At 42.8% G+C, this 24,406-nt stretch carries 29 protein-coding genes; 9 read left to right on the forward strand and 20 right to left on the reverse strand.

The window, feature by feature from the left end:
• Positions 1 to 37: 37 nt before the first annotated feature.
• The 11 genes from ppsA to KEJ24_07120 all read right to left on the reverse strand — a co-directional run bounded on the left by ppsA (position 38) and on the right by KEJ24_07120 (position 9,943).
• Positions 38 to 2,509: a phosphoenolpyruvate synthase gene (ppsA, locus tag KEJ24_07070; GenBank protein ID MBS7647581.1), complete on the reverse strand. Its 2,472-nt coding sequence runs from the start codon at positions 2,507 to 2,509 to the stop codon at positions 38 to 40.
• A complete protein-coding gene (locus tag KEJ24_07075; GenBank protein MBS7647582.1) occupies positions 2,506 to 3,021 on the reverse strand; it encodes a 50S ribosomal protein L16 in 516 nt (171 codons plus the stop codon). Before KEJ24_07075 ends, ppsA begins: the two co-directional genes overlap by 4 nt.
• Positions 3,022 to 3,148: 127 nt before the next feature.
• Complete coding sequence (locus KEJ24_07080; protein MBS7647583.1) at positions 3,149 to 3,670, reverse strand: hypothetical protein; 522 nt, start codon at positions 3,668 to 3,670, stop codon at positions 3,149 to 3,151.
• Between the two features lie 109 nt (positions 3,671 to 3,779).
• The gene (locus tag KEJ24_07085) at positions 3,780 to 4,400 is read right to left on the reverse strand and encodes a methyltransferase (protein ID MBS7647584.1); all 621 of its coding nucleotides are present in this window, start codon (positions 4,398 to 4,400) and stop codon (positions 3,780 to 3,782) included.
• Positions 4,384 to 5,196: a ribosomal RNA small subunit methyltransferase A gene (rsmA, locus tag KEJ24_07090; protein ID MBS7647585.1), complete on the reverse strand. Its 813-nt coding sequence runs from the start codon at positions 5,194 to 5,196 to the stop codon at positions 4,384 to 4,386. Before rsmA ends, KEJ24_07085 begins: the two co-directional genes overlap by 17 nt.
• Before the next feature lie 29 nt (positions 5,197 to 5,225).
• A complete protein-coding gene (locus tag KEJ24_07095; GenBank protein ID MBS7647586.1) occupies positions 5,226 to 5,792 on the reverse strand; it encodes a DUF655 domain-containing protein in 567 nt (188 codons plus the stop codon).
• Between the two features lie 58 nt (positions 5,793 to 5,850).
• A complete protein-coding gene (locus tag KEJ24_07100; protein MBS7647587.1) occupies positions 5,851 to 6,204 on the reverse strand; it encodes an RNA polymerase Rpb4 in 354 nt (117 codons plus the stop codon).
• On the reverse strand, positions 6,201 to 6,497 hold the full coding sequence (locus KEJ24_07105) for a 50S ribosomal protein L21e (GenBank protein ID MBS7647588.1): 297 nt from the start codon (positions 6,495 to 6,497) through the stop codon (positions 6,201 to 6,203). Before KEJ24_07105 ends, KEJ24_07100 begins: the two co-directional genes overlap by 4 nt.
• 17 nt (positions 6,498 to 6,514) lie before the next feature.
• Positions 6,515 to 7,843, reverse strand: coding sequence for a tRNA pseudouridine(54/55) synthase Pus10 (locus tag KEJ24_07110; protein MBS7647589.1), 1,329 nt, complete (start codon positions 7,841 to 7,843; stop codon positions 6,515 to 6,517).
• 31 nt (positions 7,844 to 7,874) lie between these two features.
• On the reverse strand, positions 7,875 to 9,209 hold the full coding sequence (locus KEJ24_07115; GenBank protein ID MBS7647590.1) for a signal recognition particle protein Srp54: 1,335 nt from the start codon (positions 9,207 to 9,209) through the stop codon (positions 7,875 to 7,877).
• A gap of 68 nt (positions 9,210 to 9,277) precedes the next feature.
• The gene (locus KEJ24_07120; protein MBS7647591.1) at positions 9,278 to 9,943 is read right to left on the reverse strand and encodes a hypothetical protein; all 666 of its coding nucleotides are present in this window, start codon (positions 9,941 to 9,943) and stop codon (positions 9,278 to 9,280) included.
• A gap of 92 nt (positions 9,944 to 10,035) precedes the next feature.
• Between KEJ24_07120 and KEJ24_07125 the strand changes: the two genes are divergently transcribed.
• The 3 genes from KEJ24_07125 (at position 10,036) to KEJ24_07135 (ending at position 13,434) form a co-directional block, all read left to right on the forward strand.
• Positions 10,036 to 12,147, forward strand: coding sequence for a hypothetical protein (locus tag KEJ24_07125; GenBank protein ID MBS7647592.1), 2,112 nt, complete (start codon positions 10,036 to 10,038; stop codon positions 12,145 to 12,147).
• A gap of 76 nt (positions 12,148 to 12,223) precedes the next feature.
• The gene (locus tag KEJ24_07130; protein MBS7647593.1) at positions 12,224 to 12,970 is read left to right on the forward strand and encodes a proteasome assembly chaperone family protein; all 747 of its coding nucleotides are present in this window, start codon (positions 12,224 to 12,226) and stop codon (positions 12,968 to 12,970) included.
• Between the two features lie 11 nt (positions 12,971 to 12,981).
• Positions 12,982 to 13,434, forward strand: a complete 453-nt coding sequence (locus tag KEJ24_07135) for an Hsp20/alpha crystallin family protein (protein ID MBS7647594.1) — start codon at positions 12,982 to 12,984, stop codon at positions 13,432 to 13,434.
• A gap of 257 nt (positions 13,435 to 13,691) precedes the next feature.
• On the opposite strand, the gene KEJ24_07140 is transcribed toward KEJ24_07135, so the two are convergent.
• On the reverse strand, positions 13,692 to 14,207 hold the full coding sequence (locus KEJ24_07140) for a translation initiation factor IF-5A (protein MBS7647595.1): 516 nt from the start codon (positions 14,205 to 14,207) through the stop codon (positions 13,692 to 13,694).
• Here KEJ24_07140 and KEJ24_07145 point away from each other — a divergent pair.
• The 5 genes from KEJ24_07145 to KEJ24_07165 all read left to right on the forward strand — a co-directional run bounded on the left by KEJ24_07145 (position 14,188) and on the right by KEJ24_07165 (position 16,968).
• Complete coding sequence (locus KEJ24_07145) at positions 14,188 to 15,039, forward strand: NAD(+)/NADH kinase (protein MBS7647596.1); 852 nt, start codon at positions 14,188 to 14,190, stop codon at positions 15,037 to 15,039. The genes KEJ24_07140 and KEJ24_07145 overlap by 20 nt on opposite strands.
• A gap of 29 nt (positions 15,040 to 15,068) precedes the next feature.
• Positions 15,069 to 15,566, forward strand: a complete 498-nt coding sequence (locus tag KEJ24_07150; protein MBS7647597.1) for a ribonuclease VapC — start codon at positions 15,069 to 15,071, stop codon at positions 15,564 to 15,566.
• A 28-nt stretch (positions 15,567 to 15,594) separates the two neighbouring features.
• Positions 15,595 to 16,170, forward strand: coding sequence for a hypothetical protein (locus tag KEJ24_07155; GenBank protein ID MBS7647598.1), 576 nt, complete (start codon positions 15,595 to 15,597; stop codon positions 16,168 to 16,170).
• Between the two features lie 91 nt (positions 16,171 to 16,261).
• Positions 16,262 to 16,786, forward strand: a complete 525-nt coding sequence (locus KEJ24_07160) for a hypothetical protein (GenBank protein ID MBS7647599.1) — start codon at positions 16,262 to 16,264, stop codon at positions 16,784 to 16,786.
• Between the two features lie 8 nt (positions 16,787 to 16,794).
• Complete coding sequence (locus tag KEJ24_07165) at positions 16,795 to 16,968, forward strand: hypothetical protein (protein MBS7647600.1); 174 nt, start codon at positions 16,795 to 16,797, stop codon at positions 16,966 to 16,968.
• Between the two features lie 21 nt (positions 16,969 to 16,989).
• Here KEJ24_07165 and KEJ24_07170 read toward each other — a convergent pair whose 3' ends face one another.
• From KEJ24_07170 to KEJ24_07200, 7 genes are all read right to left on the reverse strand, one after another.
• Positions 16,990 to 18,330 (reverse strand): acetyl ornithine aminotransferase family protein, encoded by a 1,341-nt coding sequence (locus KEJ24_07170; protein MBS7647601.1) that lies wholly within the window; start codon positions 18,328 to 18,330, stop codon positions 16,990 to 16,992.
• 134 nt (positions 18,331 to 18,464) lie between these two features.
• On the reverse strand, positions 18,465 to 18,782 hold the full coding sequence (gene albA, locus KEJ24_07175) for a DNA-binding protein Alba (protein MBS7647602.1): 318 nt from the start codon (positions 18,780 to 18,782) through the stop codon (positions 18,465 to 18,467).
• Between the two features lie 90 nt (positions 18,783 to 18,872).
• Positions 18,873 to 19,778 (reverse strand): pyruvate synthase subunit beta, encoded by a 906-nt coding sequence (locus tag KEJ24_07180; protein ID MBS7647603.1) that lies wholly within the window; start codon positions 19,776 to 19,778, stop codon positions 18,873 to 18,875.
• Complete coding sequence (gene porA, locus KEJ24_07185) at positions 19,775 to 20,962, reverse strand: pyruvate ferredoxin oxidoreductase (GenBank protein MBS7647604.1); 1,188 nt, start codon at positions 20,960 to 20,962, stop codon at positions 19,775 to 19,777. Before porA ends, KEJ24_07180 begins: the two co-directional genes overlap by 4 nt.
• Positions 20,963 to 21,244 (reverse strand): 4Fe-4S binding protein, encoded by a 282-nt coding sequence (locus KEJ24_07190; GenBank protein ID MBS7647605.1) that lies wholly within the window; start codon positions 21,242 to 21,244, stop codon positions 20,963 to 20,965.
• A gap of 6 nt (positions 21,245 to 21,250) precedes the next feature.
• A complete protein-coding gene (locus tag KEJ24_07195) occupies positions 21,251 to 21,808 on the reverse strand; it encodes a pyruvate ferredoxin oxidoreductase subunit gamma (protein MBS7647606.1) in 558 nt (185 codons plus the stop codon).
• A gap of 58 nt (positions 21,809 to 21,866) precedes the next feature.
• Positions 21,867 to 23,687, reverse strand: a complete 1,821-nt coding sequence (locus KEJ24_07200; protein MBS7647607.1) for a DUF2070 family protein — start codon at positions 23,685 to 23,687, stop codon at positions 21,867 to 21,869.
• 202 nt (positions 23,688 to 23,889) lie between these two features.
• On the opposite strand from KEJ24_07200, the gene KEJ24_07205 reads away from it, so the two are divergent.
• Positions 23,890 to 24,177: a hypothetical protein gene (locus tag KEJ24_07205; GenBank protein ID MBS7647608.1), complete on the forward strand. Its 288-nt coding sequence runs from the start codon at positions 23,890 to 23,892 to the stop codon at positions 24,175 to 24,177.
• 3 nt (positions 24,178 to 24,180) lie between these two features.
• Here KEJ24_07205 and KEJ24_07210 read toward each other — a convergent pair whose 3' ends face one another.
• Entirely contained in the window at positions 24,181 to 24,348 is a 168-nt protein-coding gene (locus KEJ24_07210; protein MBS7647609.1) for a preprotein translocase subunit Sec61beta, read from the reverse strand.
• Between the last annotated feature and the right edge of the window lie 58 nt (positions 24,349 to 24,406).

The following is a 24,406-nucleotide window of genomic DNA, read 5'->3' on the forward strand; positions in this document are numbered from 1 at the left end:
TAACAAAAGATAAGTGGAACTTAACATACAACTTGATTTAAGTTTCACTCCATTTCGGCGCCCATTCCCAGTCACTTTTAGGTCGTTTAGATAAATCGCCAGAAACCTTCTCATGTCTTTCAGAGAGTTTTTCAAGGATTAATTTCTGTTCTATGCTTGCCACGAGCTGTTTCGTCGCTACAATGACTTCGGGATTCACCGAAATGCTGTCTATGCCAACTCTAACGAGAAACTCTGTAAAGTCTGGAAGGTTTGAGGGGCCTTCACCACATATGGAGACCGTGCAGCCATTTTCATGCGCCACGCGTATAAGGTGAGCAATAATGCGTTTAACAGCAGGGTCCCGTTCATCAAAGTATCCCATCTGTCCAAGACGCTCAGAGTCTCTGTCAACCATTAATACGCTTTGGGTCATGTCGTTTGAGCCTATAGAGAAACCATCGCAAAGCTTTGAAAACTCGTCAGCCAACAGGGCAATAGAAGGTGTTTCAGCCATGAACCAAACTTTGAAGTCTTTTGACCGTTCTAAACCTTCTTCACGCATAATTTCTAAGACCTTTTTTGCTTCCCACACCGTGCGCACCATTGGAAGCATAACCCAGACATTCTTTAATCCCCATTCTTCTCGACATTTCCTTATTGCCTGACATTCTAGACGGAAAGCTTTCTCATACCATGGGCTTATGTAGCGACTGCAACCTCGCCAACCCAACATGGGATTGGCCTCGATGATTTCATATTTCTCCCCACCCTTCAATTTACGATATTCGTTTGTTTTGAAGTCGCTGAACCGCACAACAACTGGACGAGGCTGTATGGCTCTTGCAACGGTGGCAATACCCTCAGCAAGTTTATCAACAAACTTTTGGCTCTGCCCAATTTCTATAAGATAAAGCGGATGCTCCCCGATGTGACTGGAAATTATGAACTCCACACGCATAAGGCCTATGCCTTCAAAAGGCAGATGCTTATATTCCTCAATCTTCTCCGGAACTCCTAAGTTCATGTAAATTTTTGTAGCTGTCACCGGCATATACTGAAAGAGAACACTCCCAGTTCCTGCAGCAACTCCGCCAGCGGCTGTTGGAGAGGCTGGCTCCGTTGACGCCGGCAATACACCTTCATAAACGACGCCGGTTCTGGCATCGACGGTGTATTCTTTGCCGTTAACCATGATTTTTGTTGCATTTTCAGTTCCGACTACACATGGTATGCCAAGTTCACGACTTACAATAGCAGCATGACAAGTTATACCGCCTTTGTCTGTTACTATTGCACCCGCAAGCCTCATAAACGGCACGTAATCAGGATTTGTCATGTCAGTCACTAGGATGTCGCCTTTTCGCATAACTTTCTCAGCGTCTTCCGGATTTAAGACCACTCTCGCCACACCCACACTTACTGCTCTTTTGCCGGCGGGAATCCCCTTAACAACAACCTTAAACCCTTCAGCGAGTTTAGCCATACCAGTTTCAACCTTCTTCTCCGAAAGCTCGGTTGCTTTAGTGCTCCAGACGGTTTCGGGTCTGGATTGCAGAATGAATATGTTTTCTGGAAAAGTCAGGTGGTTGTCAACAGCCCATTCTATATCTTGAGGCTTACCATAGTACTGTTCAATTTTTATGGCTAATTCTGCAAGCTTTAAAACCTCTTCGTCGGTCAAGCACGGTTGGTTCTGTTTTTCGATTGGAACCTCAATGTGAATGGTCTTGCCCGTGGCTGAATCTCGGGTATACATAACCTTTTTGGCGGCAACCCGTTTCTCAATAATCTTCATTGTTTGTTTATCAACAATGAATTCGTCTGGGATAACAGCTCCTGAAACTACAGATTCACCCAAGCCGAAGTTGCCCTCAATGACTATCTGGTTTGGATCTCCGGTTACGGGATTTATGGAAAACATTACACCAGCGGCTTTAGCGTCAACCATTTTTTGGATTCCAACACTTATGAGAACCTTTTCGTGGGCGAAACCCTTTTGCGTCCGGTAAAATATGGCGCGGGGCGTGAAAAGGCTTGACCAACATTTAACAGTTTTTTTAACAACCTCATCCTCGCCTATAACGTTCAAGTACGTTTCTTGCTGTCCAGCAAAAGATGCATCCGGTAGATCCTCAGCAGTGGCGCTTGACCTAACTGCTACTGGAACTTTGTCTACATTAAGTCTTTTGCAAAGTTCACGATACGCCCTTCTTATAGCATTCTCAATGTCCTTTGGCATTGATGCAGACTCAATTAGGGCGCGAATTTCTTTTGAGGCCTTTTCATACTGTTTAACGTCGTTAGGATCTTTAACAATCTCCTCAATTATTTTGTAAACTTTTTCGGATATGCTTGTTTCCTCAATAAATTTTCTGTAGGCATTGGCTGTAACTGCAAATCCTGGGGGTATTGGTATTCCAGCGTTTAGCATTTCGCCGAGATTTGCGTTTTTCCCGCCAACAAGGGGTATATCGGTTTTTCTGAGGGCTTCAAACCATACAACTAAGTCTGATTTCAAATTTCTCATGAGGCTTTCGCTTCCTTAACCTCTGCTTTTTCAACAACTACTCTACAGGGTATCGGAAGCTTTGCGGCGCCTCTTTTTAAGGCTTCTTTTGCAACTTCAACGCCGTTGGCGTTGACTCTAACGGTAATAATTGTCTGGTTGGGCTCTACTCGTGCAGCTGTTCCGATTGGTTTTCCGAAGGCTCTTCGCATACCATCTTGCAGTCGGTCTGCATGAGCCCCAAAGATCATCTTGTTTTCTCTAAGAATGACATGTGGATATGGGTGGACCTGCAAGAAGTAATTGTTGGAAAGCTTATCCATTAAGAGACGGTTTGTCGCCACCCGGGCAGCCTCTAGGGCATTATGTCTAATTTGGGCTCTTTCCAGGGCTATGAGTCTAGCCTCGTATTCGAATTTAGCGTTTGGGTCTCCCATAGTGAACTTTGTTATTTTCGGTTGCGGGAAACCCTTAACAAACTCTTTCCTAGTGTAAGGTTGCCCCCTAACCTCTCTGTAGTTGCGCGCGCGCATCAAATATTCCTCTCAAATACCACATAGGAACAGCTTATTTAAAAACACTTTGTGAAGTCAATCACAGTTTATCGATTAAAATTTCGAAACTTAAATCCTTCTCTGTAGCGTAGATAGTCTATAAGTTCTATAACCGTGGGAGCTTGTTTCTAAACCATATTTTGGCAAGCTCATCATAGTTGGGGAAAACCCTCTTTAAGATTGGAATATACATTTTCACTTCTTCGTCTGTTAGGTACTGAAACTGGTACTCACCTACGTAGGGAGATGGGTCGCCTTCTCTTTTTATAAATTCAATGTGCATGAATGGGTCTCCCCGCTTAATGGTTATTGGACAACGATCATTGCTTAGGTTTACGATTTCAAGGGCAAGTCTGCCAACAAAACCGCTGTGAACTTTCGCCGCATTTAGAAAGGATAAGCCCATTCGGCCATACTTGCTTTTAGCTGTTAGATGTGCAACATAGTTTGGAGGCGTAAACACTATTTCATAAGATATCAAGTTCTTGTGCTCTAGATAGTGAAGCGTTGTTTCGTCTTTGACTGTTAAAATGTAGCCGTCTCCGTCTAACAGGTTGTAGTCATAAGGGTATATACACTTATAATTCTCTATAAGTTCCTTCAACTTATCCTTCCCAATTATGCACATTCTACATGCCACTCCATAGCCGCTTTTCTAGCAATAGTAAACCATACTAGTTATATACTTTTTCAACTAAATTCCGTCAAGTTTAAAAGATAAATGTTTAAGCACTTCGCTAGTTTCGCCGACTTGCCTCAATAAGCACCACCGTCTCGAAAAACGGAAGCTCACGTTTCGCAATCACTTCCGCCTTAAAGCCTTCAGCCTTTAATGTTCTAAAGGTTTTTTCTAAATCGGTAAGGGTTGACTGCATTAGCAAGACACGGCCTTCGGTATTTAAATGTCTTGGAAAGTCATTTAGGAATCTGTTTATGATGGCTCTTCCGTTAGCTCCACCAGCCCATGCACGCTCAGCCCACGTGCTGCCTTCCCAATACTCAGATGGCAAATACGGCGCATTAAAAAGTATAAGGTCAAATTTTTCTTTGACCCTCAAGGGAGCAAACAAGTCTCCTTGGACAAAGAACATTTTGCCACTCACTCCATTTAGCTTTGCGTTTTCCTTTGCACAACGTACCGCGTTTGGGTTTATATCCACAGCAACTACATATGAAGCTTTTTCCGCAGCGATAATGCCAAGAATGCCGCATCCAGCACCCATATCTAAAACGTATTCGCCGGGTTCTACAGTTAGATTTTCTGCAAAAAGAAAGGAGTCTTCTGCAGGCTCATACACATCTGGCCAGACTTGGAAAGTATAGTTGCCGAAAAACACTGTTTTAGCCTGCAAGAACATTCGCCAACACACCGAAATCTTCCGGGGCTAGTTCTCTAACACGTTTTTCTTTAAAGGGAATTGAACTACTTATCGGTGAACTTCCTTTAGCGAGTTCTTTCTCAGCGAATGCTCGTATGGCGTTTTTCACTTTCCTGTTTCGTTGCGTAAACATTACCCGTACAAAACGTTCAAACCACTCTTCATTTTTCAAGGAGAAAGGTCGTGGATGCTTAGGCTTTAACAACAGAATTGTAGAATCTACCTCCGGTGGAGGATAGAATGCGTACCTAGGTACTTCGTCAAGAAGCTCAACGTCAAGGTAGTAATATGTTAAAATGGTGAGCCATCCATAGTCCTCAGTTCCCATTGGTGCTACGAGTCGACGGGCAAACTCTTTCTGTAAAACAAGAATTGCACAATGGAAGGATTTATTAAAAAGCCATCGGATAAGCTGTGAGGAAATACTGTAAGGCGGTATCGCGACAACCTTGTTAAAGGGAGGAAGTGGAACCTTAAACACATCGCCTTCAATCACGATCACATTTGGCAAGTCTTTGAGACGCAACCGTAGTATTGCCGCCACTTTTGAATCTAATTCGACAGCTAGAACCCTCTGGCATTTTGCAGCCAAATAGCGAGTTAAAAAGCCGAAGCCTGCTCCAACATCTAAGACTACATCGTCGCTTGAGAGAGCTGCATATTCAACCATTCGATGAAAAATTGAAGGGTCAACCGTGAAATGCTGGCCTAAACGTTTTTTCGGGAATATTCGATATCTTCGAAGAAGAAGCTTCGTTTCTTCTAAAAGGTTCATAAATGTTTCAGCCGAGGAAAACTTGCTTTTTAACGTGCCCTTGTGAAAAGTCTATATTTGCTTTCGCCGGCAAGCTCCTCCAAAATTCTTTTGGTTAAAAGTTTAACAGGATTAGGTATTTGAGCGCGCTTTTGAAGATCCTCAAAACTTTCGAAGGGCTTTCTTTCACGTTCTCTAATAACTTGCCACATGTATTTTTTGCCAATGCCAGGAATAAGCTCCAAGGCATGCATCCGCGGGGTAATGGCTTGAGCCGTATTGAAGAAGTTTACAAACCATTTCTCACGGTTCAGTACTATGCGGCTAACCACAGATGGGAGTTCTGCCTTCGCGGCTGCTGTTAGTTCATCATAGCCTATGCGACCAATGATGTAAGTGATCTCTTCTCGGGCTTCTTTACCTACATAAACACGATCGTGAGGCTTAAGGGTTACTCCTTCCTTTGCCAAGGCTTCTAAGAGCGTAAAGAAATCCTCACCAACAAGCTGAACAAGAGCCCCTGTTCGGTAACCAGCCTTTCCAGTAATCCTAACTCCCGGACGGCCGTGAGGAAGAAAGTCTAGAACGTAAGCGTACTCTTCGTATCTCTTCTCCATTTCATCTACCCTTTCATAAATTTCACTCTTTATTAAAACTGGAAAGGGACTGAAGAAACTATTTCAATCTATGTTCGTTTAAAAGTTTAACTATGGCTTCTAATTTTGAAGCTTCAATTATTTTGCGCCCGCCGCCTAAGAAAATTCTAAGCTCCTCAACACTGGCAGGCATACAATTAACTATTTGAACGGCTTCAACTTCTTCTAAACCAAACTCCACAACAAGTTTCTCAACAAGCATTTTGGCAGTTTCAACATCCACTTTAGAAAATTTGGAGGCATAATCGAGAACACGCCTTTGGAATTGGTCGAGGTTTTCTTCTCCAAGATCCTCCAAAATTTTCTTGACTTGAGGAATCGTTATACTTTTCTCTTTAACAGTTTCGCCTTCAGCCTTTTCCAACGCCTTCAACTTCCTCCATAAGGTTCCAAATGTTCAGGTCTTACAATGATTTCTTTGACAGCGTCGCCTTGCGTAACGCTTACGATATAGCTTCGTCCCCGTTTTCCAAGGATTGTGCCAACTCTTCCATGATAGCGTCTATGAGGCATACCCTTCTGAATGCTTGGGTCGATCTTTATGACTACATTGTTGCCTGGCTGGTAGTCTTGGAGCAGTCTACCAAGCTTTATTTTTCCACGTTCTCTAGGTTTCTTTTTGAGGAGTTTGCGGGTTTTCGACCGATACCCTTTTGACTTTCTCAATCCATTTTCCTCCAACCTTACATAATTACGTTTAAAACATCAAGTTTTATAGGCTTCGCTTTCTGGCCGAGAATCTCCGAAACGCTTGGAGATGTGCGGCCTTCATCACCAGACACCAACTCTTTTACATATAGTCCTCCTTGGCAGCGAATCCTCATTTCAGCTCTTTTAGACGACAATCTTTTTACTTTCACCTCATATATGTACTTTTCCCGAGTTAAATCCGCTCTTCTATGCAAAACACGAAGTGGGGTTCTCTGTTTAACAGAAGTGTTTGTTAGTTTTTCCTCCAACAATTCCAATTCTTGATCGGAAACTTCTTTCTCAAACTCTATGATGACACGATACTCTTTTTGAGCAGCCTCACCTTTCTTCACTTTTCTAATAAAATCCTTACTCACAAATCGTAAATCAGAAATTTGCACCTTGCCCTTGGCATAATCATTCACAACGGACTCAAGTTTTTGGAGATCGATGAAACGTTTTTTGGGCTGCGATATTTCTATGACAAACGGCCGCCCTTTACCGAGCATACGAGCATCCACATCTTCCCTTCCAGAAGCGTGAAAAGATACTTTGATACCACCGGTGGCCTCCAGGAAAGGTGGGCTTATCAGTTCTTCCACGGATTCGGGATACATTTTCCCAGTCCAATTGCATTTCTCACAGCCTCTTCCTTGGCACTTCGTGCAAATCCATTTTGACTGGGGTATACCTCTTACAAGTTTTTTATATCGCCCCGCTATGAAAAGTGGGTTAACTTGAAAGCGTATTTCCTCTGTTATCGGGTTTAAAATCACAACAATATCGGGCTTGTGGTAGTCCAGCTTTTTGCCGCTGTAGAAAGCTACCTTTATACCTAAAAGTCTTCCAAATTCCAGTCGTATATTTTCGCCATGTTCAACATTGAACATCGCTTTAAATTCGTCTTCACATTCTTCAACTTCAACCGGCAGCTCCACACCGATCATGAAGGTGTTAAATTCGTATTCGCTTAGCTTTTCAACAGCCTTTTTAGCTAGTTCATCAACTGTACTGAAACGGTTTCTGCACAGAAAGCACGTGCTAGCAGACGCTTTTTTCGGTAATCGTTTCCGCATTTTATGCAGAACCTCTTCGGCTGACTTTAAGAAGCCATTGGTCGCTAGAATCTTAAGGATACGCGGGCCTTCGGCTTTTTTCGCATATGCTAGCGCTTGAGCCTCCATTAACAACAAAGTTTTCAACATTTTTCCTTTTTCCTCGTTTTCCATTCCATGCGCTAGGAAAGCAAATTGCCTACCCAAACAGTGGTCGCAAAGGGGATACCTTTCAAGCATCTGCAAGGCTTTTTCCAGAATGTTCAAGAAACTCGCCCTTATGCTGCAGCTTTTTAAGTTACCCTACATCAAAGGGTAAGCCTTTTCCAAGGAAAGGCAGACGTTTCTTTCTCCGCAAAGTTTTCAGCATTTTACGCATCATAGCATATTGCTTTAAAAGTTCTTTAACATCTTTTTCGCTGGTTCCGGAGCCCCGTGCTACCCGTTTGATGCGTGAAGCATCGAATATCTTGGGGTTTTCCCTTTCTTCAGGAGTCATGGACTGTATTATAACGCGCCATTTTTCCAGCTTATCTTCCGCTTGTTCAAGCATCTCTTCTGGAACATTGTAGGACATACCCGGTAGCATTTTCAAAATTTTCTGAAAAGGCCCCATTTTCCGCATGGCTTCAAACTGTTCGTACATGTCGGTCAAGGTGAACTTGCCGCTCAAAAAGGCTTTGGCCTTTTTTTCCGGGACTTTAACTTCAGCTTCTCGCACCTTCTCGATAAGGGCTTCAATGTCACCCATGCCGAGAAGTCGGCCCACGAAACGAGATGGAACGAAGGGCTCGATGTCCTCAATTTTTTCACCGGTACTTATGAACTTTATCGGTGCGCCAGTGGCCACGACAGCTGAGAGGGCTCCGCCGCCCCTTGCTGAGCCGTCCAGCTTTGTCAGAAGTATGGAACCTATGGATGTTGCCTCGCTAAAGGCTTTGGCTTGCGCGAGGGCTTGCTGTCCAATGGTTCCATCAATAACTAGCATAACTTCATCAGGTCTTATTTTTTCTTCAAGAATTTTCATTTCTTTGATAAGTTCGTGTTCCTCTTTATGACGCCCAGCGGTGTCTACAATGACTATCTCTTTGTCGCTGAATTGTTTTAAGCCTTCAAGAGCAATTTTAACTGGATCTTTGCCCTTTGGATCTCCGTAAACTGGCACGTTTATTCTATTGGCCAGTTGCTGAAGCTGGTCGAAAGCGCCCGGGCGATACGTGTCAGCGCAAATCAATGCTGGTTTAAGGCCTCTTTTCTGGAAGTATCGGGCAAGCTTAGCTGCAGCAGTGGTTTTGCCGGAGCCCTGTATGCCTACAAGCATTAAAACCTTTCTCTTGCCAGGCTCTACCTTCAACGGGACTGGTCTCTCACCTAGAAAACGCGTCAACTCCTCATAAACAACTTTTATCACATGCTCGCGACGCGAAATTCCCGGTGGAACTTTTTCTTTTAGGGCTCTTTCTTCTATACGTTTAGAAATATCTAAAACAAGTTGTACATTTACGTCTGCTTGGAGTAGAGCGCGTTGAACATCGCGGACCAATTCCTTAACAGCAGCTTCGTCAACAACTGCGGCTCTGAAAAGCTTTCGCAGAGCTTCATGAAGCGACGACCCAAGCCTCTCTAAAGCCATCAGGATTCTCCAAACTGTAAGATGCTTCCCCATTTAAATAGGTTTTAAACTGATAAAAACGGAAACATTCATTGTTGCTCAAGTCCAGGATATTTTGTGTCCAAAAACTCAACGATAGTTTGAGCAGTCTTCTCGCCAAGACCTTTAACGGACAATAACTCCCTCTTTGAAGCTTGAAATACTCGTCTAACGCTTCCAAAGCGTTTGAGAAGGGCTTCCGCTCTTTCCGGACCTATTTTTGGTAGACTTTGCACAGCTAAAAGTTGCCTTTGCCGAAGCGTGTATGCTTTTGGCTTATGTTTAACCGCTATTTTTCGTCTCTCCTCTTCTTGCAGTTTTTTGGCTAACATGCATAGAAACATTGCCGTGTGCTCTTCATTTGGTGTGAAAACCACCGCGATGTTATGGTCAGCCATGACTTTGGCAAGGGCGCCCCAAAAAACCTGAGGTGTCTGGATGAGTTTCACAGCGTTTAAGTCGCCCTCAACCACGAGGCAAGCGTTTTCATATGTTTCTGTCAGCCTCTCAGCTTGTTCAAAAAGTCTACCGTCAAATATCGAGCGGAAAAAATCGTGAATCTCTTTTCTTTCAATGGCGTAGTTTTCAGCTACCACGTAGTCTGCTGGTGCAAGAGCTTTCTCTACAACTTTACAGCCAAATTCTCTTAGATAGTCCTTTACGTCCATACATTCGCGGACATCCACAAAGATGGTTGGCTTAAACTCTCTAGACAATGATTAAAGCACCTCTTTTCAAAAGTAGTAGGGGCTTTCACTTAAACATAAATGCGGTAACCTTCTTTAGGAACATTAAGGCCATTACTAAGTTGAGTGAAAACATCAAAATGGAAAAACACTATATCTGCCGTCGATGCGGCAAAACCCATACAATTAAAGAATATTTGAAAAACCGCTACTGCATGAACTGCGGAGCATCACTAACTAAAGAGGCAAGTCAAGAGGCGTTGGTTAACGGGAAAATTGAAAGTCTAGTTAAAGAGTTCTTTCCGTACTCTGCCTTTCGCCCATTCCAACTTAATGCCATAAAATTTGTCTATGAAGTTATGCGAGATGGAAAAATAGGTTTGCTTTGTTCACCATGCGGTACTGGGAAGTCCATCTCAGTTTTAACAGCTTATTTTGTGGCTGAAGAGTTAAACCCCACGTTGGGAAGACTTATAGTCTTAACAAGAACAAAAAATCAGCTAGAAATATACTCCAGAGAGTTAAAAAACATAAGGGAACGTTGCGGCGCGAATTTTGTAGCCTCGATTTTTAAAAGCAAAAAAGAAATGTGCCCACATGCTTTTGAAGACCCGAAACTAAGGGATATACGGTACAGGGACTTCCTATATTACTGTAAAGGCTTAAAAGAGGGAACCTTCGGCAGAACATGTGAATACTTTGAAAAAACATATGATGGATGGAGGCCCAGCTGGCAAGCCCACAACATTATTAGAAAAATAAAGAAAACCGGTCCAGCCCTGCCAGATGAGGTTTACGAGGTCTGTCGTGACGAAGGATTGTGTCCCTACGAGGTTACAAGGATTTTGACACGCTATGCAGACATCGTCGTAGGCAACTATAACTATATACTGGTTGAGGCTATTCGTGGGTCCATTCTCGGAAGAGCGGGTATCCGTGTGAAGGAAGCCAACTGCATTTTTGATGAAGCTCACAGCTTACCCTATTATGCAGCGGGCATATTTTCAGACGAGCTTTCTTCGAGATCTGTGCGAATTGCCAAAAAAGAAGCAAAAACCTTCGAAATAGATGATTACGGGTTCCTAGACGTATTATACGCTACTATGGTTGAGTTTGGAAAGAAAGTCTTTAGAAACTATGGATTGGACGTAGAACACATTATTGAAGGGAGAACTCTCATAGAAGCCTTAGCAAAGAAGCTTGACATAGACCATGACAGGTTTCTTGAGATTATTCAAGAGCTTGCCGACAAGGGTGAAGTTGTCCGCTTAAAAAGAAGTGAAATGGGGAAAAGCCCAGTTTCTTACATTTCCCGCTGTGCAGAATTTCTCGCTGATTGGACAAGCCTAACGGGTTCAAGTTACGCAAAATACATTAAAGTTGAGATTGACAAAGACGGAAAAAAACGGGTGCGACTTGGAATTAAGTGTCTCGATCCTTCTTTAGCTGCGAGCGTGATAAACGATTTGCGCTCCGCTGTTCTCATGTCTGGAACCTTATGGAACATGAATTATTATATGGACGTGTTGGGCTTAGATAGAAATCGTTGCCGAAGCCTTGAGCTTCCAAGCCCTTTTCCACTAGAGAATAGGCTTATCCTTGTCGATAAGGCAGTTACAACAAAGTTTGAAAAAAGAAACGAAATCCAGTGGAAACGCATCGCCGCACACTTGGATCAGATAATTCAAAAAGTTGGAGGCCGAATTGCCGTCTATTTTCCGTCATATGAAGTTATGCGAGACGTTGTCAAGTTATTAAGGCTAGACGTACCTATGCTTATGGAAGAAAAGAGAACAAAAATTTTAGATGTATTGAACTTTTTGCAGAAAAACGTGAAATGCATAGTCTTCGGGGTGGCTCGTGGAAAAATAAGTGAAGGGGTAGACATGACCATGGAGGGGGAAAGCATGCTTTCAGCCGTCATCATCGTTGGACTACCCTTTCCAAAGAAAACCGAACTTCAAAAAGCCTTGTATAAATACTTCAAAGAGAAGTTTGGAGATAAAGCCATGGAATATGCGAACACTATACCATGCTTAAATGCGCTAGCTCAATCAGCTGGACGGCTCCAACGCAGTCCTGAAGACAAAGGCATAATAGTTATCATGGATAGGCGAGCAGCTGGGAGATTTAAGCGAAAACTTCCAAAGGACTGGCAAAAAGAAATGAAAGCACACTTTCAAATAGAAAAGATCCTAGCCAGAGTGGAAGAGTTTAAGGCTAAGGTAACATAAAACGCGCGTATGATAGGGTATTTCCCGTAAGATTTTTACATTTACTTTAACAAAGACTTCTGGAGAGGAAGAAAGCTTGAATGAAGAAATTAAGATTATTGAGAAGAAGGAAATTCCTAAAGAGACAGTTATGCTTTTCGGCTTTCCAGACGTCGGCCTAGTTGGTGTTATAGCCGCATCTCATCTAATTTCAGAGCTTGGTTTAGAGGAAGTTGCTTACGTGGACTCACGGCTTTTGCCGCCGATAATTGTTTTACATGAAGGCTTGCCCCATTCACCAATCAGGATTTTCGGAAACAATAGTATCCTTTTGGCAGTTTCTGAAACAGCTCTCCAAGGAGAGTTAATATACCCAATAATGCGTGCCCTAATTGACTGGGGCAAAAGTAAAGGGGTTAAACTGATGATTTCCATAAGCGGCATACCAGTTCAGGATAGGCAAGATCTTGAGGAGTTAAAAGTTTTCGCTGCAGCCTCAAGTCCAGACATGTTGAAAATGGCGCAAGACAAAGGTGTGGAAATTTTGCGGGAAGGTTATATGGTGGGGCCTCAAGCAGTGATGCTGCAATATTGTGCAACCTTAGGGCTGCCAGCTTTAACATTGTTGGCTCAATGTTTCTTCCAATACCCTGATCCAGAAGCTGCAGCTAAAGCCCTTGAACGGTTGGCCAACTTTACTGGTGTGAAAGTTGATGTTTCAAAACTTCTGGAAAAAGGTGAAGAAATACGTTTGAAGGCAAGAGACATGATGAAGAGAACACAACAAGAACTAGCGAAGATACGTAAGACACAGGAGTACGACATTCCACTCTATATTTCATAGGAGGAGCACGCATGTCTGAGGAAAGTTTTAGAAGAAGACGTTCAATTTTTGACTTAATAGACGAGTATTTTGAAAGTCTTGAAGATTGGGCGGAAAGGGTCAGAGAAACATTTCTAGAAAGGCCAAGCTGGAATTGTAGAACATGCACAATGGAGCCTCTTCGCGATGTGATGATAACCAGTGACGAAGTTATAATAACCGTTGACTTGCCATATGCGGAGCAGAACACTATACAAGTGAAACCAGTCAATAAAGACACCATCGAAGTTTCAGCAAAAATGAGGAGGAAAGTAAGTTTTTATGACTTCGGCATAACCCATTATAAGGGTGAATTCCAAAGATTCCAATGTCGAACGAGAATCCCGGTGCCTGTTTACATGGACCGCATGGAAATACGGTTCAAGAGAGGCATTTTAGAAATACGTTTACCAAGAAAACATGAATATGAAATTCCTATCAAGTGAAGCCTCAGCTCTCCTCAAAAGTCATCATTGCTCAGACGGCTCTTCTCGCGTCATCGGCTTCAAACATAACAAAGAATAGACAGCAAAATAAGCTTAATGAAAAATCTTAGACACCAACAGCCTAAATTCTAGGTTCAAAGGCTGGTGAGACACCTTTGACTGTTGAAAAAGCCATACGATGGAAACATTCTTCTAATTCTGTTATGGAGCCCAAAAAACTGAAATTGGAATAGTGGAATAAACGACTTAACCTTCAACTATTTTGTACGGACAATTTTCACCTTGCCAAGTATACGCCAATACTCAATTTCAACACCAGGCGTAAGCTTTACTTTCAAGTCTTCCTCTTCAGGGAAAGGAGCATCCAAGTACTCATAAGTTTCCAGATCCATTATTTGCACACTAGAGGGTGTCACAGCGAAGACTTGCCCGCTTCTCTTTTCGATTATAGGAACTTCCGCTGTAGCATCAACTGGCTTGACAATGCTTCTCTTCACACCATCAAAAACACCTATTGCGACAATTCGAGCTTTTGCCGAACCGTGTTTTCCAGGTTTTGATTTTGTTATTTCAACTATGCGGCAGGGTTCCCCATCCACAATTATATATCCACCTTCACGGAGGCTTCCAACATCGACTGGTTTGCTCACGTTATCACCAGCTTGCTGTTCACCACAGCAATTTTTAAACAACACCCATATATAAGTTAAGGTAGCAAGATTAAAATTACCTTTGAACAAAAAGGGGAGAAAATTGTTCAAAAGCGTTGGCATTGTTGCACGCTTTGATAGAAGAAAAGCCATAAAACTTGCAGAAGAAACAGCAGAATACTTAACCAAAATGGGGCTGGAGGTTTACATCGAAGATACATTAAAGGAGAAACTAAAGAATAAGAATTGGAATTTCATCCGCCTCGAAAACATGAAAACAGATTTCATAATAACTATTGGTGGGGACGGCACAATCCTGCGAACTTGTGTTGCGATTCCTAAACCAGAACCGCCGATATTGGCAATAAACATGGGAGTCCGTGGGTTTCTAACGGAGGTTTCACCTGAAATGGCATTCAATGCGATTGACAAATGCTTAAAAGGCGACTTTATAACTGAAAAATGTGCAAAACTCTCCGTGGCATATGACGAGAGGAAACTTCCAGATGCCTTAAATGAAGTGCTAATAACTGTCGGTGAGCCCGTAAAACTACTATATGCCAGAATTTCAAAAAACGGAGAGCATGTTCTGGACTGCCAAGCGGACGGTGTAATGATAGCTACGCCTACAGGATCAACAGGATATTCACTTTCAGCTGGGGGTCCAGTGCTAGATCCGTCCGTTGACGCTTTTGTTTTAACACCTATATGCTCTCTAAGCGTATTGCGTTCAATAGTTTTCCCAGCAGATTCAAAAATCACCGTGGAGGTTCTCAGGCCTAAAAAGTTTTTGATAGTCATTGATGGAGCCTACAGAGAGGTTATGGAGACTTCCAATACTTTCATAACAATTACTCGCTCAAAAAATGAAACCACATTCATAAGATTTCAGGAAAACTTTTACAATCGTTTGAAGAGTAGACTTCTTTTCCGTGGAGTCGGAGGAAAAATCTAACGGCAACGCCGAAGAAAAAAGCGGTTATTTTGGATACTTCGGCTTTTATTGCCGGGTTTGACCCATTTTCAATAGATGAAGACCAATACACTGTGCCAAAGGTTAAAGAGGAATTTGCTGGAAGCCCCATGGCTTTAGCGAGGTTTAATGCAGCCATCGAAAGTGGAAAACTGAAAGTAAGAGAACCAAGCACTACTTTCATTGAAAAAATTAAGACTTTAGCCAGCCTCATAGGAGACTTCGCTTTTCTTTCAGAAACAGACTTGCAAGTTTTAGCGTTAGCCTTACAGTTAAAAATGCATGGGTACGCGCCTATTATTGCCACGGACGACTATTCTATACAAAATGTGGCTCACCATTTAGGCATAGAGTTCGCTTCACTGGTGACCTTTGGAATTCGTAAACCTTTAAAATGGGTTAGGTATTGCCCTGCATGCCATAGAAAATATTCTCCGGACTATAACTCAAAGACATGTTATGTATGTGGAACTGAATTAAAAAGGAAACCGTTAAGAAAGACCTCTTAAAAATCTAGGAAAGTAGGTGAAAAGAAAAATGAGCTTTAATGAAAGGAATGTCATATATTTCCAAGCGGCTGGAAAACATAATACGGATACGTTACTGAAAGCCGTTAAAGAGTACGCAGAAAAAGAAGGAATAAAAGATATCGTAGTTGCGTCTACAACTGGTGAGACAGGAGCAAAAGCTGCAAAAATTTTAAAGGGATATAATGTCGTAGTGGTTACCCATTGCTTTGGTTTCCAAAAACCCGGAGAAACAGAGTTAAAAGAAGAATTTAAAAAGGAAATTTTACATAATGGAGCAAAGATTTTCACGGGTACCCATGCACTAAGCAGCGCGGAGCGGGCAATACGTAAGGATTTCGGAACACTTGCGCCTCTTGAGTTAATTGCCAACACTCTCAGACTTATGGGGGAAGGGACAAAAGTATGTGTTGAAATCACATTAATGGCTGCTGATGCCGGTTTAATACCGGTGGACAAGGATATTTTGGCCGTGGCTGGAACTGGTAGAGGAGCTGACACTGCTCTGCGAATAAAGCCGGCAAACAGTGGCAGATTTTTTGATCTAAAGATAAGGGAGGTTATAGCTAAGCCTGCTAACTTCTAAATGATAAGAAAATGCCTTTAAAAGCTAAGCTTAAAGGGGAATTCTCCTTTTTAGAGGAAACTACCTAGTCCTTATCATAAGCTGGATTTTAATGGATTTTGCCCAAGAGATCCCTAGGACATATTATTCTGACTATGTTATTCAACTTGATGGAAGTCCATTAATAATTGGAATAATATCCTTAGCCTCAATGTTTTTTCTATTCCTTTCCGAAATGATAACACGCTCATCCTTCTCCATGATTCAAACACTCTTTCTAGTTTATGCTTTCTACGAGCTGCAGATAGGAGGGCCGCTAATTCAAGGGATGTCGCCGCAAGCAGATCCGGCACTTCAGCTTGCCCGCATTAGATGGGGGTACGTAATGACAGCGCTTTTTATTTGTATGGTGGCTTCGGCTATTCCAGCCGGAAAATTGATAGGTAAAACTGGAAGAAAAATCCCTTTGATAGCAGCACACTTAATAACAATTCCGGCAATGCTTCTTTTTGTTTACGGAAACTACTTTACACTTTTCATGGCAATGCCTCTTGCTGGACTTTCAATGCTTTTGGGATTCTCGTCATATCAATCACTGTTTGCAGATTTGGTTTCTCAAGAATACGTGGAAAAGTAACGGGATCTATGAACTTTTTCACATATGTTGCCATGGCTATAGGCGGTGCTATAGGAGGTGTACTGTGTGAAAAATTTTCGCCTCAGCTACCTTTCCTATTGGCCGCTGTTTTAGCCTCGCCCTCAATTATTCTAATACTATTTTTGATACGCGAGCCAAAACCACAGAAAAGAGAAACATAACGACTAGATGTCGCGGTTTGATCACCGTTTTTCTTGTTCAACCTCTTTTACGACATCTTCTATTATGTCTAGAGCTGAGTCTACGAGTTCTCTTGTTATAGTTAGTGGGGGTATGATTCTAATGGTTGAAACTCCGCAAGTGATAACGGTGACTCCGCGTTTCCATGAACGCATCATAACTTCATTTGCCTTATCTGGAGCGGGGGTTTTGCTTTCCTTGTCAGTTACGAACTCAACACCTATCATCAGACCCTTCCCTCTAACGTCACCGATGATTTCGCTAGTTTCTTTGAGCTCTTCAAATCTTTTCATGATGTATGTTCCCTGTTTTGCAGCATTTTCCAGCAGTCTCTCCTCTTTTATTACTTCTATCACGGCGATAGCCGCCGCACATGCCAGCGGATTTCCACCAAAAGTGCTGGCATGCGAACCTCCGGTCCAGTCCATCACCTTTGCCCTAGCAATCGCTGCACCTAGAGGTAGACCGGAAGCTAATGCCTTAGCACTGCAGATTACATCCGGCTCAATGTTCCAGTGTTCGATAGCAAACCATTTGCCAGTTCTGCCTATGCCTGATTGTACTTCGTCGTCTATCAATAGAATGCCATACCTATCAGCAAGCTTCTTCAGACGTTTAAAGTATTCTGGCGGTGGGACAACACATCCCCCTTCGCCTTGAATTGGTTCAAACATAATGGCGGCAACATCCTCGGGTGGCACATATTTTTGTAATACATATTCGTCTATGAAGTCAACACACCAATAATGACAATCGGGATACGTCTGTTTAAAAGGGCAACGATAACAATATGGATATGGAACATGTGTGACGCCGGGCATTAGCGGGAAAAAATATCTTCTTTGCGCAGGTTTGCTGGCTGTAAAAGATAGAGCCCCGATGGTTCGCCCGTGGAAAGCGTTTATAAAACTGACAAAAAGTTGTTTCCTAGTATGCCATTTCGCCAGCTTTACTGCAGCCTCAACAGCTTCTGTCCCACTGTTGCCAAAAAAAACTTTCTTTTCAAAATTTCCAGGCGTGATTTCCGAAAGTTTCTCTGCAAGAACAACAACTTCATTGTAATAAAAGTCTGTGTTAGAATAATGTAGAAAGCGGTCACACTGCTTCTTAATAGCTTCAACAACTTTTGGATGCCTATGACCTACATTTAGGCACGCCAACCCGGCGTTGAGGTCTATATACTCATTTCCATCAACATCCTTAACTATGCAACCTTCTGCTGACTCTACCACAAGAGGGTAAAAGCGCACATAGGAGGGTGAAATAAGCCTTTCATCTTTTTTCACAATTTCCCGGGCTTTTGGTCCGGGAGGGGTTACAACAATTCTGGGATAAGTAGTCATTCTGCTCACCAGCAAATGGATTAACATTTAGAGAGACTTGCGTTATATAGAGTTATCTCATTAAATTGCAAGAAAAAGTCAATAGTCTAACGTAACGTTGCCCATGAATATACGCGTATTGATCAGTTGGATGCTTATGGTTTTGCAACTGTTATTTCGATTGTTGAAACGTTAGTCTTTTGGCCCTCTCCGCGTACAACTTCCTCTGTTCCTATTGAAATGTCTTTGATCTGCAAATCTTTTACAAAAGCTCTTCTTAGCAATTCGACTGTATCAACAGCTCTGCTGATTGCCCGTCCTCTAGCTTTTACGACGACTTTTTGCGCGCCAGAATTAAAGAAGGTTAGACATGCTAGGACATAGTTCATCACTGGTTTCTTGCCAATGAGCACTATGTTCTCATTTGCTTGCGCCGTCGGTTTTGCAGTTTTCTTCTGTTTATCCTCAGCCATATTTTACCTCCTTATTAATGCTTCTTATGGCGACGTTAATATAACAGACTATACCATGAGGTTCATATATTTTTCCACACAGTCACCATTTTAGATGCATCGTTCCAGCGAAGCCAAGGTTTGGTAATGTTCCCAGTCCCCGTCCACCCATCTTTGAATTTTCTTAATACTATCCTCTGGGAGATGACGGAACCTTTCTTGCATGGACAGATATTCTTCCACGGGTTTTCGTTGTGACTTATCAGTTAGGCGGTCGCTGGGCGGGTTAAGCCGGAATTTGCCTTGTTCAATTTCATAAAGAGCCCATACTCCAGTTTGGACTGCCAGACGCCCAATCTCTACGGTCTTGCTTGCATCATATCGCCAGCCAGTTGGGCATGGTGTTAATACATGGATGTATTTAGTGCCCTTGATTTCTTTGGCTTTTCTGAGTTTGTTGATAAAGTCAACGGGGTAGGAGGGGCACGCCGTAGCAATGTATGGTATTCTATGAGCGGCCATTATGGAGGGCATATCCTTTTTCCTTTCTTTCTTACCCATGGGGGTTGTTGTCGTCCATGCACCGTAAGGTGTTGCCCCGCTCCTTTGTAAACCGGTGTTGCCATAGGCCTCGTTATCATAGCATACATAGATAAAATTTGTTTCACGTTCAGCAGCTCCGGATAGAGATTGAATACCTATGTTGGTAGTTCCACCATCACCAGCCCAGCCTACAACGGTTACGTCATCTAAACCGCGGATTTTAAGGGCAGCAGCGATGCCAGATGCTGTAGCACCTGCGGCCTCAAATAGAGTATTCTGAACGGGAACAGCAAAAGATGTGAACGGGTAAGGTCCCTCAATGACTGTTGTACAACTTGCGGGGACAACTAAAAATACCTTGTTTCCCAAGGCTTTGAATAACAGGCGTAAAGCTATTGATGGACCGCAGCCTGCGCATGCAGCGTGTCCTTTAAGTAGATACTCTTCCCTAGGGAGTTCTTTTATTGTCGTCATGTTTTCACGTCCCTTAAATCAACCCATTCAGTTTCCCTCTCGACTCTGCCGTTTCCAAGCCATTTCATGCACTTTCTGGCAACTTTTTCAATGGTCTTGAAGGTTACATCTCTCCCACCTAGTCCAGCGATGAAGCCAGCGATTGAAGGTTTGTTTTTCATGTCATAAAGAGAAGCCTTAACCTCCGTTGCAAGGAAGCCATCCATTCCAAAGGAGATGTGTCGATCTATCGTAGCAATCATGCGAGCTTTCTCTGCAAGCTTTCTAATTTCCTCAACTGGAAATGGACGGAAGACTCTTATGCGAGCAACTCCAACCTTCAAGCCTTCTTTTCTCAAGTTATTAGCGGCTATTTTCGCTTCAGCGCCCATTGTTCCCATAGTGCAAATTACTAATTCTGCGTCTTCGCACAAGTATTTGTCGACAAGCCCACCGTATCGAAAGCCGAACCTTTCGCCATACTCTTTGTCAATTTTCGGAATCAACATTTTTGCGTTTTCCATAGCCTCTTGTATCATGTAGCGAAATTCCATGTACCATTCCGGCGAAACCAAATTCACGCATGTGACTGGATTGCTTGTATCCAGGATCCATCCTGACCTATATGGGGGCAGGAAGGCATCAACGTCATCTTGATCGTGAATTTTTACTGGCACATATTTGTGTGACAGTATAAAGCCTTCAAGGCAGACCATCGCCGGGAGGAAAATGCGTTCGTCTTCGCAAAGCCTGTATGCTTGTATGACGGTGTCAAAGACTTCTTGGCTGTCTGCGCAGTAAAACTGAATCCAACCAGTGTCCCTCTGCGACAAGGAGTCGCTGAAGTCTGGCCATATACTCCAAGGCGCTCCCATAGCACGGTTAACAACAACCATGACAATAGGCAAACGCGCCCCAGAAGCCCAGTGGAGTGCCTCATGCATTAAAGCCAAACCTTGCGCGGAGGACGCCGTAAAAGTTCTTACACCCGCCGCTGCTGCACCGATACATGCAGCTATGGCACTATGTTCAGACTCCACGCAGATATATTCTGCGTCCATTTCTCCTTTTTCCACTAGCTCTGCAATTTTTTCAACCACAGTGGTTTGTGGAGTTATCGGGTAAGCGGCAACAACTCTAACTCTTGCAGCTTTCGCCGCATATGCCGCTACATGATTTGCAGTATCTATCATCACTCGCCCCATTTATTCCTCCTCCCTTTTCATAGTGATAGCCTTAACTGGACATTCATTGGCGCATATTCCGCAACCCTTGCAGTAGTCGTAATCAATTTCAGGAGAATCGTCCTCACGTCTTGTTATGGCAGCGTCTGGGCAGTAAATCCAGCAAAATATGCACCTCGTGCATTTTGAGTAGTCAACAATTGGACGAAAAGTTCTCCAAGAGCCAGTTTTTCCAACACTGCCAACTGTTGGCAAAGACAAAGGGGCAACGGACATTTTTGGACGTGTTTTAGTAACATCCATAAATGTCTACCACCACTTTACCAAGCGTTCATAGGCAAGCTCCGCTGCGTGTGCATTCTTTTCTCTGACACTACCCCGCCAGTTTTCTTTTATCGCTTTCAAAACGCTATCTAACCTGACAACACCGGAAGCGCCTGCAAAAGCGGCAACCATGGAGGTGTTAACAACAGGCTGGCCAGCCATGAGAAGCCCAAGTTCAAGGGCTATTCCAGTTGCGTCAACGGTAGCTGCACGCCAATTTCCGAGCTTAAGTTCAGCGGGATGCTTGGATGTATTCAAAACGATTATTCCATCCTCTTTTAATCCCTCGGTAACATCTACGATCATGCAGAGTTGTGGGTCCAAAACTAAAACGTAGTCTGGATTGTACACTTGGCTATGAGTAAGAATGGGCCTATTGCTTACTCTGGCAAAAGCTCTGAGGGGAGCCCCGCGTCGTTCAGCACCAAAAAATGGAAAAGCTTGCACATATTTACCTTCAATATGTGCGGCATAAGCCAACAACTGTGCAGCGGTTACGGCTCCTTGTCCACCCCTACCGTGAATTCTAATCTCTTTGAGCAAGAGTTTTACCCTTCTTTGGAATGAAAAGTTGGAATATTCTTTGCTTATTAGGGTTAGCCTAAATTAAGAGCAAAAATAACATTAGAAGTGTAAATGTTACAGCAAATATGGGGACAACAACACGTTTAGCCCGGCGGAGCACCATATCCGGAAGAACGCATAGTTTTTCTAAAGCCTCCCGACCAATGACCTTGACACTGTCAACGGTGACGGAACGAAACCCAACTTTTGCTTTTTCAAGTTTTTCCAATGCCAGACGCGCTGCCTCGTTCACATAGTTAATTAGCTTTTCATGATCCATAACTTCCCCTATCGGATGGTACCCCCGAGCATTTAAGGTCACAGCATTTACGGAATGAGTATCCGTCGTGAAAACTTCACCATCCTCAAAACCCAGCGACTGAAGCGCAGAGAGAATCTTTTCCCGTAGACCTGAAACCATATTGTTTCCATCAAGGACCACATAGGCAGCTTTCCTTCCGAGTACTTCAACAACTAGTACAGTGATGCCGCCAGGCCCCATACCATCTACAAGATGAAAATCTTTCGGCTTCACAGTGGCTGCGCCTATTTTGAAGGCTGCTTTACTCGATGAAGCAGCCGCATTCAAGCAGGCTATAGCAGCTTCTTTCAACGCCTTCAAAGCCTCTTTCTGGTTGGGTGTTCCGTTTATACTGTTATGCGCATTTACAAAAATGCATGCGTTTAATCCACGTTTAAGTGCTTCTTGTCGGATAATTGAACCCAATTCCGATGAGAGGTCTTCTGTAGTGTTCGGAGCTAGTGAAAAGCTCATTAAAGCTATTCCGCCAAAAATTTGGCAACAGACCGTGGCCAACTCATTTCTAACTTTAACAAACTGAGTGGCTCCCTCGTCAGAAACTATGAAATCAGCAGATTCAACAACATGATTAATTATTTTTTGGCTCTGCTTTTGAGAAGCCAAGTCAAGCTCGTGGCCGAGAAGACCTAAAGGTGTACAGGCAACTCCGCCGAATTTCTCTTCCAACGTCATCTTAACCATTGAGGGTAGAAGACTGCTTCCGATGTTTTTGAAGGGACCAGGATGAACTGAAGGAACAACTACAAAGATGCTACTGCTTTTACTATTAAATCGCAAAATTGAAACGTCAACGCTGCTCATCTTGCCTAGGCTTTCAAGGAAACTTTCGAAAGGCTCGTTTAAGTCGGCGATCCAATTCAACAAAAAACCTCTAAAAATGGACAAAGAAGGAAAACCAACCGTCTGTTTACCAACATTATTTAAAAGAAAAAGAAAGATAAAACTTGAGATTAGGACCACTCCAAATGCATAGACAATAAAAAAGAAAACTCTCCAGAGTTCGATAGCCCTAGACCATAGAAATAGAAATGGAACCAAACTGGCAAGAGGTGGAAACGTGGCAGCCACAATAAAATGTTTCAGTCCAGAAGAAGAAGTTACATAAAGCACAATAAAACGGAGAATTAAGACCGCTGAAAAACCTAAAAGGCAAAATCTAACAGCCCATACATTTCCAAAACCAAAAATGATAGAAAAGATAAATCCAATTAGAATGAAAAAAATCCATAAAATCCAGCAAAAAAGGGAAAGTGTTGCTATTCTTCTAAGATCATAAACTGGATCTTTCTTTAAAACAAAGTGTTTTAGAAAATGATTCAAAAAAATTGTTACAATGAACAGAAGCAGGCCGAAAAGCACCCCATGGATCACGTTTTGGATAAATGGAAATAGAGAGGTTATTGAAAAGAGACCCCCTATCAAACATACAAATACCGAGAGCGCAATGATTCTACCGTAAGATGGCAGTTTAAATAGAGAGGAGTAATGTTTAACAGCCCTGTCTAAGTACTGGTTGAATGACTCATCAACAGTCACATGGATCCAACCAAGTGTTTTCTATCAATTATTTATTAATCATATTAAAGTGTCGCAAAACTGGAACATAAAAATTTTAAAGTTAATTTAAAAATGGCAGATGCAACGGTGAACGTGAAATTACCCTCAAAGTTTTCCGGATTGTTGCTGGAAATAGTAACTGTTTTATTCTTAAAATACTACTTAAAATTTTGCTGGTCCTATGCCCGAGCAGAACATACCACTGACGATTTTCCATATGCTGGAGAAAAATTTGGGAAAAGAGGTTAGGGTTATTCTGGACCCTTCTTATGGTTTTGAAGGAACACTTGCCGCTGTAACTCGCGAACCGCCGGGGATATGGCTTTCAGATGCAGAAGCAATAATTTTAAGGGCAACTATAGCCCAACCAATACCGCAAGTTGCAGCTAGGGAGGAACGTAGTGAAATATTCATTCATTTGAATGCTGTTCAAAGAATAGAAGTGTTACATACACCCGCTCGTCGCTGAACCTTAGAAAAATACACGCGCCAAAATGCACACAACTATCAACGCAATAGCAGCTGCTACTAAAATTTCAGGTTTAACTTTTACTCCTTCAGTTTCCTCCTCAAAGAACCTCAACAATCCAGCGCTTGCAGCAGGCATGGGTGCTGATTCACTTTTCCTCTTCCTGCTCATTGATTTCTCTCCAAGTTATCAATTACTGAAGTGTAGCCCTCCCTGTAATTAATGTTGC

The sequence above is a fragment of the Candidatus Bathyarchaeota archaeon genome (genome assembly GCA_018396705.1).
In the GTDB taxonomy this organism is placed as follows: domain Archaea; phylum Thermoproteota; class Bathyarchaeia; order Bathyarchaeales; family Bathycorpusculaceae; genus DRVP01.